This window comes from Sporosarcina aquimarina, assembly GCF_033253705.1.
Classification (GTDB): domain Bacteria; phylum Bacillota; class Bacilli; order Bacillales_A; family Planococcaceae; genus Sporosarcina; species Sporosarcina aquimarina.
Genome location: NZ_JAUBDH010000002.1, coordinates 310,979 through 326,377, shown reverse-complemented (window position 1 = coordinate 326,377; position 15,399 = coordinate 310,979). Strand labels below are relative to the sequence as shown.

At 41.3% G+C, this 15,399-nt stretch carries 14 protein-coding genes; all 14 read left to right on the top strand.

The window, feature by feature from the left end; genetic code table 11:
* Window positions 1–8 precede the first annotated feature (8 nt).
* Window positions 9–860, top strand: coding sequence for a ribosome biogenesis GTPase YlqF (ylqF, locus tag QT716_RS04240; protein ID WP_317934694.1), 852 nt, complete (start codon window positions 9–11; stop codon window positions 858–860).
* Between the two features lie 113 nt (window positions 861–973).
* On the top strand, window positions 974–1,756 hold the full coding sequence (locus tag QT716_RS04235) for a ribonuclease HII (RefSeq protein WP_317934692.1): 783 nt from the start codon (window positions 974–976) through the stop codon (window positions 1,754–1,756).
* Between the two features lie 71 nt (window positions 1,757–1,827).
* Window positions 1,828–3,717, top strand: a complete 1,890-nt coding sequence (locus QT716_RS04230) for a hypothetical protein (protein WP_317934689.1) — start codon at window positions 1,828–1,830, stop codon at window positions 3,715–3,717.
* Window positions 3,714–3,995, top strand: a complete 282-nt coding sequence (locus QT716_RS04225) for an EscU/YscU/HrcU family type III secretion system export apparatus switch protein (protein WP_317934688.1) — start codon at window positions 3,714–3,716, stop codon at window positions 3,993–3,995. Before QT716_RS04230 ends, QT716_RS04225 begins: the two co-directional genes overlap by 4 nt.
* 128 nt (window positions 3,996–4,123) lie before the next feature.
* Complete coding sequence (sucC, locus tag QT716_RS04220; RefSeq protein WP_317934686.1) at window positions 4,124–5,284, top strand: ADP-forming succinate--CoA ligase subunit beta; 1,161 nt, start codon at window positions 4,124–4,126, stop codon at window positions 5,282–5,284.
* A gap of 18 nt (window positions 5,285–5,302) precedes the next feature.
* Window positions 5,303–6,205: a succinate--CoA ligase subunit alpha gene (gene sucD / locus QT716_RS04215; protein WP_317934684.1), complete on the top strand. Its 903-nt coding sequence runs from the start codon at window positions 5,303–5,305 to the stop codon at window positions 6,203–6,205.
* 63 nt (window positions 6,206–6,268) lie between these two features.
* Window positions 6,269–7,120, top strand: a complete 852-nt coding sequence (gene dprA, locus QT716_RS04210) for a DNA-processing protein DprA (RefSeq protein WP_317934683.1) — start codon at window positions 6,269–6,271, stop codon at window positions 7,118–7,120.
* Window positions 7,121–7,239: 119 nt separating this feature from the next.
* Window positions 7,240–9,318 carry a type I DNA topoisomerase gene (gene topA, locus QT716_RS04205; RefSeq protein WP_317934682.1) on the top strand — a complete coding sequence of 693 codons (2,079 nt, stop codon included), beginning with the start codon at window positions 7,240–7,242 and terminating at the stop codon, window positions 9,316–9,318.
* 24 nt (window positions 9,319–9,342) lie between these two features.
* Complete coding sequence (gene trmFO, locus QT716_RS04200) at window positions 9,343–10,656, top strand: FADH(2)-oxidizing methylenetetrahydrofolate--tRNA-(uracil(54)-C(5))-methyltransferase TrmFO (RefSeq protein WP_317934680.1); 1,314 nt, start codon at window positions 9,343–9,345, stop codon at window positions 10,654–10,656.
* A gap of 280 nt (window positions 10,657–10,936) precedes the next feature.
* Window positions 10,937–11,836 carry a tyrosine recombinase XerC gene (xerC, locus tag QT716_RS04195; RefSeq protein WP_317934679.1) on the top strand — a complete coding sequence of 300 codons (900 nt, stop codon included), beginning with the start codon at window positions 10,937–10,939 and terminating at the stop codon, window positions 11,834–11,836.
* A gap of 12 nt (window positions 11,837–11,848) precedes the next feature.
* Window positions 11,849–12,394, top strand: coding sequence for an ATP-dependent protease subunit HslV (hslV, locus tag QT716_RS04190; protein WP_317934677.1), 546 nt, complete (start codon window positions 11,849–11,851; stop codon window positions 12,392–12,394).
* Entirely contained in the window at window positions 12,391–13,791 is a 1,401-nt protein-coding gene (gene hslU / locus QT716_RS04185) for an ATP-dependent protease ATPase subunit HslU (RefSeq protein ID WP_317934675.1), read from the top strand. The genes hslV and hslU overlap by 4 nt, the downstream gene beginning before the upstream one ends.
* Window positions 13,792–13,870: 79 nt before the next feature.
* Window positions 13,871–14,647 carry a GTP-sensing pleiotropic transcriptional regulator CodY gene (codY, locus tag QT716_RS04180; protein WP_317934674.1) on the top strand — a complete coding sequence of 259 codons (777 nt, stop codon included), beginning with the start codon at window positions 13,871–13,873 and terminating at the stop codon, window positions 14,645–14,647.
* Between the two features lie 358 nt (window positions 14,648–15,005).
* Entirely contained in the window at window positions 15,006–15,398 is a 393-nt protein-coding gene (gene flgB, locus QT716_RS04175; protein WP_317934673.1) for a flagellar basal body rod protein FlgB, read from the top strand.
* Window position 15,399 lies beyond the last annotated feature (1 nt).

The following is a 15,399-nucleotide window of genomic DNA, read 5'->3' as shown; positions in this document are numbered from 1 at the left end:
GATTACAGATGACCATTCAATGGTTTCCCGGACACATGGCGAAAGCCAGAAGAGAAGTTACAGAGCAGTTAAAACTTGTTGATATCGTTTTTGAGCTAGTTGATGCCAGGCTCCCTTTATCATCACGAAATCCGATGATTGATGAAGTCATTCATCAGAAACCGAGGTTGCTGATATTAAACAAAATGGATTTGGCGGATGAACATGAAACCGCACGCTGGATCCGATATTTTGATGAACAAGGAATTCGCGCCATCGCGATTAACTCTTTTGAAGGCAAAGGGCTTCAAGCGGTCACTAAGGCAGCGAAAGAAGTATTAGCTCCTAAAATAGAGCGCATGAAAAAACGGGGAATACGTCCAGGTGCAATCCGAGCTATGATTGTAGGTATTCCTAATGTTGGGAAATCCACACTCATTAACCGATTAGCCCATAAAAACATTGCGAAAACTGGAAACAAACCGGGCGTTACGAAAGCACAGCAGTGGATCAAATACGAAAAAGAACTGGAATTACTCGATACACCTGGTATTCTATGGCCGAAATTTGAAGACCCTGAGATAGGACAAAAATTAGCATTGACTGGCGCTATTAAAGATACCATTGTCAATATGGAGGATCTAGCTGTATATGGACTGCGTTTTCTCTCAGACCATTATACAGAACGGCTAGAAGATCGTTATGGGTTTTCATCTGCTGAAGAAAATACAGCAGACCTTTTTGATGCTGTTGGGGCAAGAAGGCAAGCCTATACAACTGGTGGAGAAATCGACTACGACAAAGTTGCAGAGCTGATAATACAAGACGTTAGAAGTGGTAACTTTGGTCGTCTGACATTTGATTGGACCGAACAACTATAAGATACTAGCCGGAGCCGGCACAAAAACCGGCTGCGGCTTTTTGCATATCTAAAACAAAGATAATTTGCCGATAAAAGAGATAAAGCATATGAAAAAGAATGGAAGGTGAGCATATGAAGACGATCCAAGCGTTAAAAGCAGAGCTGAAAGAAACATTTGAACCAGCACCATGGATCAAAGAATTGGAAAGTGACACGCGCGCAGGTGTTCAACAAGCCTTGAAAAGCTGGCATAAAGCATACGAAAAACGTTCTGAAGTTAAGAAGAGTCATGAAGACAAGAAGCGATTTGATAATTCATATGCCCCGTTTCAGGGGGCTCTAATCGCCGGGACGGACGAAGCGGGCAGAGGACCCTTAGCGGGACCAGTAGTAACGGCCGCAGTCATATTGCCGGATGACACAGACGAACTTATAGGGCTGGACGACTCTAAAAAGATATCTAAAAAAGAAAGGGAACGATTGGCCGAAATTATCAAACGCATTGCCGTTGCATGGTCTGTTCATATCCAACCGACAGTACGTATCGATGAACTGAATATTTATGCCGCGACACGCGAGTCAATGGAACAATCCATCAATACTTTATCAATTTCACCTAATCAGGTCCTGGCAGACGCCATGAAGTTAAACGTAAACTGTCCAGCTGTTTCAATAGTAAAGGGAGATGCACAAAGCTTAACGATTGCAGCTGCTTCGATACTTGCAAAAACAACACGGGACAATCTTATGGATGAATTACATGAAACGTATCCCATGTACCGTTTTGACAAACATGCAGGCTACGGGACCCCGGAACATTTGACAGCGATTGAAGAGTATGGGCCGTGTATCCATCATAGAAAGACATTCGAACCAGTTAAAACAATTCTTGCGAGATTGGCAACACACCAATGAATAATTCACAAATAACGTCTAATATTGGGAAGTCAGCCTTAGGGAGCACTCACTCTTCGCAATCTGTGCAAATGAATAAAGGTCAGCTGTTTTATGGACAAGTTAAACAATTATATCCTGGTAATATGGCAGAGATACAAATAGGGACGCAAAAACTAACTGCTAAACTGGAAGTACCCCTAAAAGCAAGTGACTCTTATTATTTTCAAGTGAAAGAAACGGAGCCTGAACTGCAATTGAAATTGGTATCGGGACCGCACACTCAAGGAGAAAGTCAGAGTGTGAAAGTGGGAAGTTTGCTTGAGACGCTTCAACTCACTAAGTCTTCTGAAATGCGTAAACTGGTCGATTTTTTTATGAAACAACAGATTCCCATTACTCGGGAATCGTTGCTTGCGGGAGAAGGGCTGTTGAAGCAAACAGAACCCGGACAACATCAGGAAGCACTGCAATCGATTGTGAAATTAGCATCCCTTAAGTTACCGATAACACGTGAGCTTTTTCAAGCAATGATGGGCATTGAAACAAAAGCGGGGCTTCAAGGAGTTTTGGATACACTGCAGCAAGCAATACAAGGAGATAACAAAATTACTGCGATACAAAAGTCGGACCTGCAAACCACCTTACAGCTGGTGAAGCAGCCTCTACTCGAGGCCGCTGGAGAAAGGCTGTTAGCGCAGACTTTGTTAACTGCTTTAGACAAAACTGTCTCGCCTGAACTTCGATTCCAAGCGGTACAGTTTTTAAAAACAGCAGGTTTGGTACCTGCGCATACCTCACTTGCTAATTTATCGGCAGTGTTAGCGAAGCTGAGTACAGACTTCCAGTCACAAACTGCTGTCAATACAACGCACGCAAATCCGCAAGCACTGCAAGCTGAAGGGCAACCTAATACGGATGTAAAGCAATTGTTAGCGACGTTGCAACAAACAGCCGTGAGCGTAACCAAGATGCCTGTAGAGACGATTACACAGCTTCAGCGTAACATTCAACAATTGGATTTACCGGCGAATGTGAAAAACCAGCTCACAAACTTTTTGACGAAACATTCTCAAACAAATGAAACAGCAGGTGTCTTGCTTTCGAAATTCAGTGAAGTATTATTCAGTGACGCTGCACGCCAGCTGTTATCCAACTCAAGTCCAGCTGCCTCTTTTTCGGCTACTTCAAGTTCGAATACAGTAAAATCTGAACAATCACCGCTGCTGCAATCAATGCTGCACTCTCAAGACGGACAAGGGAACTTAGCACAACTTGCGAAGCAGGCATTGCGTTCAGATTCACCTGTCATTCAATCGTTCTTAGCTGCAGCGGAAACCGCTGTAAATGAAGAATTGTCGGGCAGTACCATCAAACAGGCGCTCCAAGCTGTATTAAGTAAATTGGGTGTCCATTATGAGGCGGGTCTTGCATCAAAAGAGTTGCAATTGTCGCAAATCCAAGATTCATTGAAACCTCAACTCGTCGCACTATTACACGAAGGCATAGCAGGAGCAGCGCTTCGAGAAGCAGCCGAAACAGTTGTCTCCAGATTGAATGGGCAACAGCTGCAGTCGACAGATTCAGGTGGTCAACAACAAATCATTATGCAAGTACCGCTAAGCTTGCAGGGCAGGAAAATGGATGCCACAATCCAGTGGAATGGACGCATGAAAGAAGATGGAAAAATTGATCCGGATCATGCTCGTGTTTTGTTCTACTTGGATCTAGAAGCACTTCAAAAAACAGTCGTCGATATGCAAGTACAAAACAAAGTCGTTACACTTACTATTTTCAATGATGATTCGACATTGAAACTACTTAGCGAAGTCCTTCAGGAGAAACTGGAAGATGGATTAAGTGCAGAGGGCTATCGGTTGTCCAGCGTAAGATTCAAACCGTTTCAAGAAGAAATACAGAAAACGAACCAATCCTACTTTGCTACGGATAAGAAACAGCAAGGAGTCGATTACAGAATATGAACGAAAAGCCATACAAAAGACGTGAAGCAGTTGCGTTAACCTATTTACCAGAGCTGAATGAAGCACCTAAAGTCACAGCTAAAGGCAAAGGGCAGATTGCGGAAAATATACTTGAAAAGGCACGTGAGCATAATATACCGATTCAAGAAGATCCGTCGCTTGTGCAGTTACTGGGACAGCTCGAAGTGAATGAGACAATACCAGATCAGCTCTATCAGGCCGTGTCTGAAGTTCTGGCTTATGTATATCGATTAGATCGATCAAAAAGCATGAGTTAAACAGTTATAAGCTGTAATAGTACAGAAATTTCGCAGATAACGAGTACAAATATGGACATAGTATGACAAGTTTACTACAATAGAGTACGCAGTAAAGAATAGTTATCAGTTTGATTGGAGGATATAAGATGAATATCCATGAATATCAAGGTAAACAACTGCTTCGTGATTATGGAGTTGCAGCTTCAAAAGGGATTGCAGCATTTTCTCCAGAAGAGGCAGTAAAAGCAGCAAAAGAACTTGGCACTGAAGTATTTGTCGTAAAAGCGCAAATTCACGCAGGCGGCCGCGGTAAAGCAGGCGGAGTAAAAATTGCCAAGAATCTAGACGAAGTACGTGCGTACGCAAAAGAACTTTTGGGCAAAACTTTGGTGACTCACCAAACAGGTCCGGAAGGTAAAGAAGTTAAGCGTTTACTAATTGAAGAAGGCGCTGACATCAAAAAAGAATACTACATCAGTCTAGTAGTTGACCGGGCTACAGACCGTGTCACACTTATGGGTTCTGAAGAAGGCGGAATGGACATTGAAGAAGTTGCAGAAGCGACTCCTGAAAAGATTTTCCATGAAGTCATCGATCCAGTTGTTGGATTGACAGGATTCCAAGCGCGTCGTATGGCTTTCAACATGAATATTCCTGCACATCTAGTGAACAAAGCAGCGAAATTCATGACTGGTCTTTATCAAGTATTTGTTGAAAAAGACGCGTCTATCGTTGAAATCAACCCACTTGTAGTAACAGGTGACGACCAAGTGCTAGCGCTTGATGCAAAATTCAACTTTGACGACAATGCGTTGTTCCGTCACAAGGACATCGTTGAGTTGCGCGACTTTGAAGAAGAAGATGCAAAAGAAATTGAAGCATCTAAGTACGACTTGAGCTATATTTCTTTAGATGGCAACATCGGCTGTATGGTCAATGGTGCTGGACTTGCTATGGCTACAATGGATACGATCAATTACTACGGCGGTTCACCCGCAAACTTCCTTGACGTTGGGGGCGGCGCGACAGCTGAAAAAGTAACTGAAGCGTTCAAAATCATCCTTTCAGATGAGCATGTTAAAGGGATTTTCGTTAACATCTTTGGCGGAATTATGAAGTGTGACGTTATCGCTGAAGGTGTTATCACAGCAGCGAAAGAAGTCGGCCTTGAAGTACCACTAGTTGTTCGCTTAGAAGGAACAAACGTGGAAAGAGGTAAAGCATTGCTGAACGAATCAGGACTTAATATCATTGCAGCTGGCTCTATGGCAGACGGCGCGCAAAAGATTGTTGAAATCGTAGGCTAAGAAAGGCAGGGACAAACGATGAGTATTTATATCGATAAAAATACAAAAGTAGTCGTCCAGGGTATTACTGGCGGGACTGCAAAATTTCATACCCAGCAAATGCTTGAATATGGAACAAAAATCGTTGCAGGTGTAACGCCAGGTAAAGGCGGAACAGAAGTTGACGGTGTTCCTGTATTCAACACTATGGAAGAAGCTGTCAAAGAGACAGGCGCTAACGTTTCCGTTATCTACGTACCAGCTCCTTTTGCAGCAGACGCAATCATGGAAGCGGTAGACGCTGATCTGGATATGGCAATCTGTATTACTGAGCACATTCCAGTATTGGACATGGTGAAAGTAGTGCGTTATATGGACGGCAAGAAAACTCGTCTTGTTGGACCGAACTGTCCTGGCGTTATTACTCCAGACGAATGTAAAATTGGTATTATGCCAGGATACATTCATACAAAAGGTCACGTAGGCGTAATTTCACGTTCAGGTACTTTAACGTATGAAGCGGTTCATCAGCTTTCTGAAGCTGGGATTGGACAAACTACAGCTGTTGGTATCGGTGGAGACCCAGTCAACGGTACAAACTTCATCGACGTATTGAAGGAATTCAATGAAGACGAAGACACTTACGCGGTAGTCATGATTGGTGAAATCGGCGGAACTGCTGAAGAAGAAGCAGCTGAGTGGATTAAAGCGAACATGAAGAAACCTGTTGTTGGCTTCATTGGCGGACAAACAGCACCTCCAGGAAAACGTATGGGCCACGCTGGTGCCATCATTTCAGGTGGTAAAGGTACAGCTGACGAAAAGATCAAAGCGCTTAATAACGCTGGTGTAGAGGTTGCAGAAACACCATCAGTTATTGGTGAAACATTGATTAAAGTAATCAAAGAAAAAGGGCTATACGAAAAGTGTAAAACCCACTAAGAATAGAAGAAGCAGTGTATTCATTGAATACGCTGCTTTTTTAATACCAGTAGGAGGAGTTTAATGAAACTATCAGAGACTGACCACGAGCTATTGAAATTACATTATGCTTGGCCGGCCCCCTTCCCGAAATTAGCTGATTTGTTAATAACCAAGCACACACCCAAAAAAATTCCGAATTTATCAAGTAAATATCCTAAAGACTTAACTAAAAAACTTGCCCAACTTTCCCCGATTCCTCTGTTAGACTTATTGTTGAAAGAAGGAATCATCCCCATTCCTTTCACCCACCCAGACTATCCTGAACAGTTGAAAGAATTAATAGATCCACCTGCTGTATTGTATACGAAAGGTGATTATACATTACTGAAAGAGGAAAATAAAATTGCAATTATTGGATCACGCAAGGCGAGCAGTTATTCATCAAGAGCTATGAAGAGGATTGTCCCGCCACTCATTGAACACGAAATGATAATTGTCTCAGGCTTAGCGAAAGGAGCAGACACGATGGCTCATCAAGCCGCTCTTGAATATGGCGGTAAGACAATTGCAGTGCTCGGCTCTGGTTTTTTCCACATTTATCCGAAAGAGAATAGTCACCTGGCTTCAATCATAGCGGAAGATCACCTATTATTAAGTGAATTTCCACCGTACCATCCACCTGCAAAATGGACATTCCCCATGAGGAATCGAATCATTAGCGGGTTATCAGATGCGCTCGTAATTACAGAGTCAGTCATTAAAAGCGGAACGATGAGTACAATTGAGCATGCGCTCGATCATGGAAAGGAAGTATTTGCAGTACCTGGCCCGATTGACTCTGAATTATCTTTAGGACCGAATCGGTTATTAGATGAAGGAGCTCGACCAATTTGGAGCGGCTTTCAAATAGTAGAAATACTTGTCGAATCTTGACGAGAAAAATGTCTTTTCACTGAAATAGTTGCATTTCCATGAAAACTGTTATACATTTTGCAACAGATATTCTTTTTGATGAATAAATACAAAGAACCTCTTTAAGGGGGGCATATAGAATGGCAGATTACTTAGTAATCGTGGAATCACCTGCAAAAGCAAAAACGATAGAACGATATTTAGGAAAGAAATACAAAGTGCGTGCCTCATTAGGACACTTACGCGACTTACCCCGCAGTCAAATGGGTGTAGATGTCGAAAATAACTATGAGCCAAAATATATTACGATTCGGGGTAAAGGTCCGATATTGCAAGAATTGAAAAAAGAAGCAAAAAAAGCAAAAAAGATTTTTCTCGCGGCTGACCCCGACAGAGAAGGGGAAGCGATTGCCTGGCACCTTGCGCATCAGCTTGGCGTCGATGATCATTCTGACTGTCGTGTAGTTTTCAACGAGATTACCAAAGATGCTATTAAAGATTCTTTCAAACACCCACGTCCCATCAACACTGATTTAGTGGATGCTCAACAAGCCCGCCGTATACTTGACCGTCTTGTGGGATATAACATCAGCCCTATTTTATGGAAAAAAGTAAAAAAAGGCTTATCTGCCGGAAGAGTTCAATCTGTAGCATTAAAGCTTATTATTGATCGGGAAGATGAAATTAAAGGATTCGTTCCTGAAGAATACTGGTCAATCGGTGCTGGCTTTAGTAAAAAAGAAGGCAACTTCGAAGCTTCTTTCTATGGAACAGCCGGAAAAAAAGTTAAGCTGTCGGATAAGAAACAAGTGGATGAAATTCTTGCGAAGTTAGACGGTGACGATTTCAACGTCCAGCAAGTAGTGAAGAAAGAGCGAAAGCGTAATCCTGCTGCACCTTTTACCACTTCGTCTTTACAACAAGAAGCTGCACGTAAGTTGAATTTCCGAGCGAAAAAAACAATGATGCTTGCTCAGCAATTGTATGAGGGAATCACAATTGGTAAAGAAGGCATTGTGGGTTTAATCACATATATGAGAACAGACTCTACACGTATTTCCGATACTGCACAAGGTGAAGCAAAAGCGCATATTGAAACGATGTATGGTGAGGAATTCACGCGTAAAACAAAAGCGGCGAGTAAAACTTCAGCTGCAAAAACTCAAGATGCGCACGAGGCAGTTCGTCCGACATCAGTGTTACGAACACCTGAAGCGATGAAAGCGTTTTTATCGAAAGATCAATTGAAATTGTATAAGCTCATTTGGTCTCGATTCCTTGCTAGTCAAATGGCACCTGCCATATTAGACACGGTGACCGCGGACTTAGTGAATAACGATGTTCAATTCAGAGCAACAGGCTCACAAGTGAAGTTTCCAGGTTTCATGAAAGTGTATATTGAAAGTCACGATGACAAGGAAGAGGAGAAAGATAATGTTCTCCCGCCTTTAACTGAAGGGGAAACTGTTACTTGTACAACTATTGATCCGAAACAGCACTTCACACAACCGCCTCCCCGTTATTCCGAGGCAAGGTTAGTTAAGACGTTAGAAGAATTAGGAATAGGTCGACCGTCAACATACGCTCCGACATTGGATACAATTCAAAAGAGAGGGTACGTTACACTGGATGCAAAACGATTTGTCCCGACAGAGCTTGGTGAAATCGTGAATGCAGCCGTCAATCAGTACTTCTCTGATATCACGAACGCAGAATTCACTGCAAAAATGGAGCAGAGTTTGGACCATATTGAAGAAGGTGAAATTCAATGGGTAGCCGTGATTGATGAATTTTATAAAGACTTCGAAAAGCATTTAAAAGTAGCCGACGAAGAAATGGAGAAAATTGAAATCAAAGACGAACCTGCCGGTGAAGATTGCGAGAAATGTGGTTCGCCCATGGTTTATAAAATGGGGCGCTACGGAAAGTTCATGGCGTGTTCTAATTTTCCTGATTGCCGTAATACGAAAGCGATTATTAAGCCGATTGGCGTAACGTGCCCGCTTTGTAAAGAAGGGGAAGTTGTTGAACGGAAAAGCAAGAAGAATCGAATCTTTTACGGATGCGATCGTTATCCAGACTGTGAATACATTTCATGGGACAAACCAATTTCAAGGCCATGTCCGAAATGTGAAAGCACACTGGTTGAAAAGCGTTTGAAAAAAGGACTTCAAACTCAATGTACTGAATGTGATTATAAAGAAAAACCGCAAGAATAAGCGTATTTGAAAGAAGGGATCAATGTGACACCAATAGTAAATGTTATCGGTGCGGGCCTTGCAGGAAGTGAAGCAGCGTGGCAAATTGCAAACCGAGGTGTAAACGTTCGTTTATATGAAATGAGACCGGTTCAGCAAACACCGGCACATCATACTGACAAATTTGCGGAATTAGTGTGCAGTAACTCACTCCGTGCGAATTCCCTGACAAATGCGGTAGGGGTCATTAAAGAAGAGATGCGGCGTCTGGATTCTGTAATCATTGCAGCTGCAGATGCATGCTCTGTTCCCGCTGGCGGTGCTCTTGCTGTAGACAGACATGAGTTTTCGGCTCATGTAACTGACAAAGTGCGTAACCACCCTCTAGTAGAAGTTGTAAATGAAGAAGTGACCGAAATTCCTGAAGGCATTACTGTGATTGCTACAGGACCGCTCACATCGCCTGCGTTAGCTGAAAAAGTACGAAAACTTACTGGAGAAGACTATTTATACTTCTACGATGCAGCAGCCCCGATTGTTGAGAAAGATTCAATTGATATGGATAAAGTATATTTAAAATCGCGTTATGACAAAGGGGAAGCTGCTTATCTCAATTGTCCTATGGACGAAGAAGAATTTTCGGTCTTTTACAATGCTTTAGTTGCGGCTGAAGTTGCTGAGTTAAAAGAATTCGAGAAAGAAATCTACTTTGAAAGCTGTATGCCTGTGGAAGTACTAGCTAGTCGGGGAGAAAAGACTCTATTATTCGGACCTATGAAGCCAGTGGGATTAGAAGATCCGAAAACAGGTAAACGACCTAAAGCAGTGGTGCAGCTTCGTCAAGATGATGCAGCAGGCACACTCTATAATATTGTGGGATTCCAAACCCACATGAAATGGGGCGCTCAAAAAGAAGTGCTGCGTCTCATTCCGGGTCTTGAGAATGTTGAAATCGTCCGTTACGGAGTCATGCATCGTAATACGTTTATCAATTCACCTAGAGTTTTAAAGCCGACATACCAGTTGAAAGCGAACCCGAATCTGTTCTTCGCCGGCCAAATGACTGGAGTAGAGGGTTATGTGGAGTCTGCAGGAGCTGGACTGGTAGCGGGAATGAACGCAGCCAGATTGGCTCTAGGTGAAGAATTATATACTTTACCAAACGAGACCGCACTAGGCAGCTTAGCAAGATATATTACGGAAGCCGATTCTAAAAACTTTCAGCCGATGAATGTTAACTTTGGTCTTTTCCCGGATTTGGGGGAGCGTGTCCGTTCGAAACTTGAACGGGCTGAGAGGCATTCCGCACGTGCATTAGAAGCACTTGATTTGTTTAGGAAAGAACAGCAGTTCTCATAAACATGGAAAAGAAGGAAGGGATTACCTTTCTTCTTTTTCTTTTTTAAATAACTATGAAGCGATTGTGAAATTTTAGTGACGATGTGCAAAAATGATTTAAAGAGGTCAGACATCTTAGAGTCTTAAAGTTGAATGAAAGTATGTGAATCGTGTATAGTAAATCGTGGATGAATTTGAATTTAAGGAGTAGTCCGCATTTTCAAATAGTTTATGTACATGAATTTCGTCGTTCGATTACGATGTAGCATTAGGTATTTTTCTTTTTCAGGAGGTGCAGAAAATGGATGATAAGGTCCTTCAATTACGCAATGAATACATTTCGTACGTTCGTTTGGAGAAAAATTATTCAGTTCATACTGTATCGGAATATGAAAAAGATATTGATGAATTTCTTGAATTCTTGGCAGCTGAAGGCATTCCAACTATAGAGGATATTACTTATCAAGAAGCACGGCTTTTTGCTTCCCGATTATATGACCGAGGGTTATCAAGAGCTACAATCTCCAGAAAGATTTCATCAGTTCGATCGTTTTTCAATTATATGAATGGTCGATATAATATTGATGACACGTCATTCCGACTGTTGCATCATCCTAAAAAGGAAGAACGACTTCCGGCTTTTTTTTATGTAGAGGAACTTGAGAAACTGTTTGTTGCATGCCAAGGATCCAAACCCCGAGATTTTCGGGATCTCGCATTGCTAGAACTGTTATATGCTACCGGGATTCGAGTCAGTGAGCTGACGTCTATAAAGTTAGGTGACATTGATAACGAATTGGGAATTGTTCGGGTTATGGGGAAAGGCAGAAAAGAACGCTATGTCCCGTTTGGCAGCTATGCGCAGTCGGCTATTGAACTTTATATGGCAGATAGTCGATTACTATTAATGAAAAATGTGAAACATGATCAGTTGTTTGTCAATTTGCGAGGCGGACCTCTTACCGAACGGGGTGTGAGACATGTCCTTGATGCAATTGTGGAAAGAGCAGCAATTCAATCTAAAATCTATCCGCATATGCTGCGTCATACCTTTGCAACGCATTTGTTATCAGCAGGGGCAGACATGCGAACTGTACAAGAATTGCTTGGACATAGTGATTTGTCTTCAACGCAAATCTATACTCATACAACGAAAGAGCATTTAAGAAGAACCTATATGAATACGCATCCGCGTGCTTAGGAGGATATTTAAATGGAATTTCATGCAACCACAATATTTGCCATTCGACATAAAGGTGTTTGTGCAATGTCTGGGGATGGCCAGGTAACTATGGGAGAAAGTGTAGTAATGAAACATACTGCACGGAAAGTTCGTCGATTGTTTAATGGCGATGTTCTTGCTGGTTTTGCAGGATCTGTCGCTGACGCTTTTACATTGTTCGATCTCTTTGAAGATAAGCTTACCGAGTATAACGGAAACTTGCAGCGCGCTTCTGTCGAGCTGGCAAAAGAGTGGAGAGGCGACCAGATTCTTCGCAAGCTGGAAGCAATGCTTTTAGTCATGAACAAAGATAGTCTCTTACTTGTTTCAGGAACAGGTGAAGTTATTGAGCCTGATGACGGTATATTAGCGATTGGCTCAGGCGGAAACTATGCTTTGGCAGCTGGACGTGCATTAGCTAAATATGCAGGAGATACACTGACTGCAGAAAAGATTGCCCGTGCGTCTTTAGAGACTGCTTCTGAGATTTGTGTATTTACAAATGATAATATTATCGTGGAGGTGCTCGGAGAATGACTTCACAACAACTGACACCAAAAGAAATGATTTCTTTTTTAAATCGTTATATCGTAGGACAAGATAAAGCAAAACGGGCGGTCGCAGTTGCGATTCGAAATCGTTATAGAAGAAACTTGCTGACAGATGAAGAGAAAAGCGAAATCATCCCGAAAAATATTTTAATGATTGGCCCAACTGGGGTAGGTAAAACTGAAATAGCACGTAGAATCGCTAAACTTGTGGATGCTCCCTTTGTAAAAGTTGAAGCAACTAAATTCACTGAAGTAGGCTATGTCGGAAGAGACGTTGAATCTATGGTGCGTGATTTAGTGGAAACGGGCGTGCGCATTGTTAAAGAACAACAGCGTGCAAAAGTGAAAGACCAGGCAGCTATACAAGCAGAAGAACGGCTTGTGGAATTATTAGTTCCTTCTAAGAAAAAGAAAGGGACTATGCAAAACCCATTTGAAATGTTATTTGGCGGTCAAAAAGATGACAGTGATGATGAGGAACAACAAGAAGTTACGGAGCTCACCAGGAAACGCAGCGAGCTTGCTGAACTACTTAAGGAAGGGAAATTGGAAGAGCAACAGGTGACGGTCGAAGTTGCGTCACAACAACCTTCTATGTTTGATGCACTACAAGGTTCGGGAATGGAACAAATGGGTGCGAATATGCAAGATGCGATGTCTTCACTTATGCCTAAAAAGACGGTTACTCGAAAACTAAAAGTAAAAGACGCAAGACGTGTATTAGAAGCGGAAGAAGCGGACAAACTAATAGACCATGATGAAATTGCACGGTTGGCTATAGAACTAACAGAGCAATCCGGGATAATATTCATTGATGAAATGGACAAAATCGCAAGTAAGAATGGCGGCTCTTCAAGTGCTGACGTTTCACGTGAAGGCGTACAACGCGACATTTTACCAATTGTCGAAGGATCTACAGTCACTACGAAATACGGGTCCGTTAAAACAGATTATATTTTGTTTATAGCTGCAGGTGCCTTTCACATGGCAAAACCTTCCGATATCATTCCGGAACTTCAAGGAAGATTTCCGCTAAGAGTGGAACTGGACAAATTATCTAAAGATGATTTTGTACGTATTTTGAAAGAACCGGATTTCTCACTTATTCGTCAATACGAGAAACTTCTTGCTACAGAGGACGTCCAGTTAGAGTTCACAGATGAATCTATAGATAAAATAGCTGAAATTGCATTTGAAGTGAACGATAACACAGAGAATATCGGTGCTAGAAGACTTCATACGATTGTGGAGCGTCTCCTCGAAGAGCTTTCTTTTGAGGCTTCTGAGATTGGGCCTACCAGTATTAAAATCACAGCAGCATATGTCGACGAAAAACTACAAGATATCGTGAAAGACAAAGATTTGTCACATTTTATCTTGTAAATAGAACAAAATAGTTTATTTAACAATTAAAAACCTTTAGAATATTCTTATCAGTTCCAAATCATAAGGAGGAAACATAATGACACTGTTAGACAAAACAAGAAAAATTAATGCAATGCTCCAAGAAACTGCAGGTAAGCAAGTAAACTTTAAACAAATGGCGGAGCAACTAAGCGAAGTTATCGACTGTAACGCATTCATCGTCAGCCGAAAAGGGAAATTGCTTGGGTTAGAAATTCATCACCAAATTGAAAACGAACGTATGAAACAAATGTTTGAAGATCGTAAATTCCCTGAAGACTACACTAACAAGCTTTTCAACATTCGTGAAACTTCACAAAATATTGGTATCGAAAGTGAATACACTGTATTTCCAGTGGAGAACCAAGAACTCTTCAAAAGTGGTTTAACTACTATTGTACCTATTATTGGTGGCGGAGATCGTCTTGGTACGTTAATTCTTGCACGTTTAAGCGATGATTTTAAAGAAGACGATCTCATCTTAGCTGAATACGGTGCAACAGTTGTAGGAATGGAAATTCTTCGTGAAAAGTCTGAAGAAATTGAAACAGAAGCTCGCAGTAAAGCAGTTGTTCAAATGGCTATCAACTCACTTTCTTATAGTGAACATGAAGCGATTGAGCACATTTTCAACGAGTTGGATGGTAACGAAGGACTTCTTGTTGCTTCTAAAATTGCGGACAGAGTCGGCATTACACGTTCAGTTATCGTTAACGCACTTCGCAAACTTGAAAGTGCTGGCGTAATTGAATCGCGTTCACTAGGAATGAAAGGAACGTACATTAAGGTTCTTAACAGTAAATTCCTAGAAGAACTTGAAAAACAAAAATCATAATGATATTCAATAAATAATTGGTTGTAACGAGCAAAAGCGTATTCGCTTTTGCTCGTTTTTATTTTTAAGAGAAATTTTGATGAAATTTTATTACAAAATAGAAGCAGGATATTATTTCCAAGATTAAGAGTAATACTTATTGGAAAAAAGGGAAGGAAAATAGTAAGTACAAAGTCTTGTTATTCAAAGTTTGTGTCGAAAAAACAGTGGTTTTATATATAACTGGTCTCATAATAGTAGATTCATGGTATAGACAAAATACTTCATAATCCGATACAATGAATTATATTGTTAAATTATAATAGATTGTGTCGAATTTAATATATTCCTTACATATATAGACAAAGGAGGAGAGAAAATGGATCTTTATGGAGGCACAATTTCAGCTTTGGAAAAAGGGCTTAACTTTTCATCTGACAAATCCAAAGCGATTTCGCAAAATGTGGCAAATGTTGACACACCTAACTATCAAGTGAAAACTGTTGATTTTAAAAATTATTTGCAAGAAGCAAAAACAGCTCACCTAGAAGCGCATCGTACCGACCGACGCCATTTGCCATTTTCTCCTACAACATTTGGTTCAAGCACACATAATTATTCGAGCTTTCGTTTCAACCAAAACGGCAATGGTGTTGATATGGATAAAGAACAAGCCGATTTAGCAGCCAATCAGATTTACTACAATGCTCTCGCTGATCGAATTAGCAGTAAATTTAATTCTTTAAATAATGTAATAAAAGGAGGACGGTAAC

Bases quoted from the DNA above. Each gene is read 5' to 3' on its own strand.
- hslV (WP_317934677.1), top strand. From the start codon at position 11,849: ATGGAATTTCATGCAACCACAATATTTGCCATTCGACATAAAGGTGTT.
- dprA (WP_317934683.1), top strand. From the start codon at position 6,269: ATGAAACTATCAGAGACTGACCACGAGCTATTGAAATTACATTATGCT.
- ylqF (WP_317934694.1), top strand. From the start codon at position 9: ATGACCATTCAATGGTTTCCCGGACACATGGCGAAAGCCAGAAGAGAA.
- codY (WP_317934674.1), top strand. From the start codon at position 13,871: ATGACACTGTTAGACAAAACAAGAAAAATTAATGCAATGCTCCAAGAA.
- sucC (WP_317934686.1), top strand. From the start codon at position 4,124: ATGAATATCCATGAATATCAAGGTAAACAACTGCTTCGTGATTATGGA.
- QT716_RS04225 (WP_317934688.1), top strand. From the start codon at position 3,714: ATGAACGAAAAGCCATACAAAAGACGTGAAGCAGTTGCGTTAACCTAT.
- hslU (WP_317934675.1), top strand. From the start codon at position 12,391: ATGACTTCACAACAACTGACACCAAAAGAAATGATTTCTTTTTTAAAT.
- flgB (WP_317934673.1), top strand. From the start codon at position 15,006: ATGGATCTTTATGGAGGCACAATTTCAGCTTTGGAAAAAGGGCTTAAC.
- topA (WP_317934682.1), top strand. From the start codon at position 7,240: ATGGCAGATTACTTAGTAATCGTGGAATCACCTGCAAAAGCAAAAACG.
- xerC (WP_317934679.1), top strand. From the start codon at position 10,937: ATGGATGATAAGGTCCTTCAATTACGCAATGAATACATTTCGTACGTT.
- QT716_RS04230 (WP_317934689.1), top strand. From the start codon at position 1,828: ATGAATAAAGGTCAGCTGTTTTATGGACAAGTTAAACAATTATATCCT.
- sucD (WP_317934684.1), top strand. From the start codon at position 5,303: ATGAGTATTTATATCGATAAAAATACAAAAGTAGTCGTCCAGGGTATT.
- QT716_RS04235 (WP_317934692.1), top strand. From the start codon at position 974: ATGAAGACGATCCAAGCGTTAAAAGCAGAGCTGAAAGAAACATTTGAA.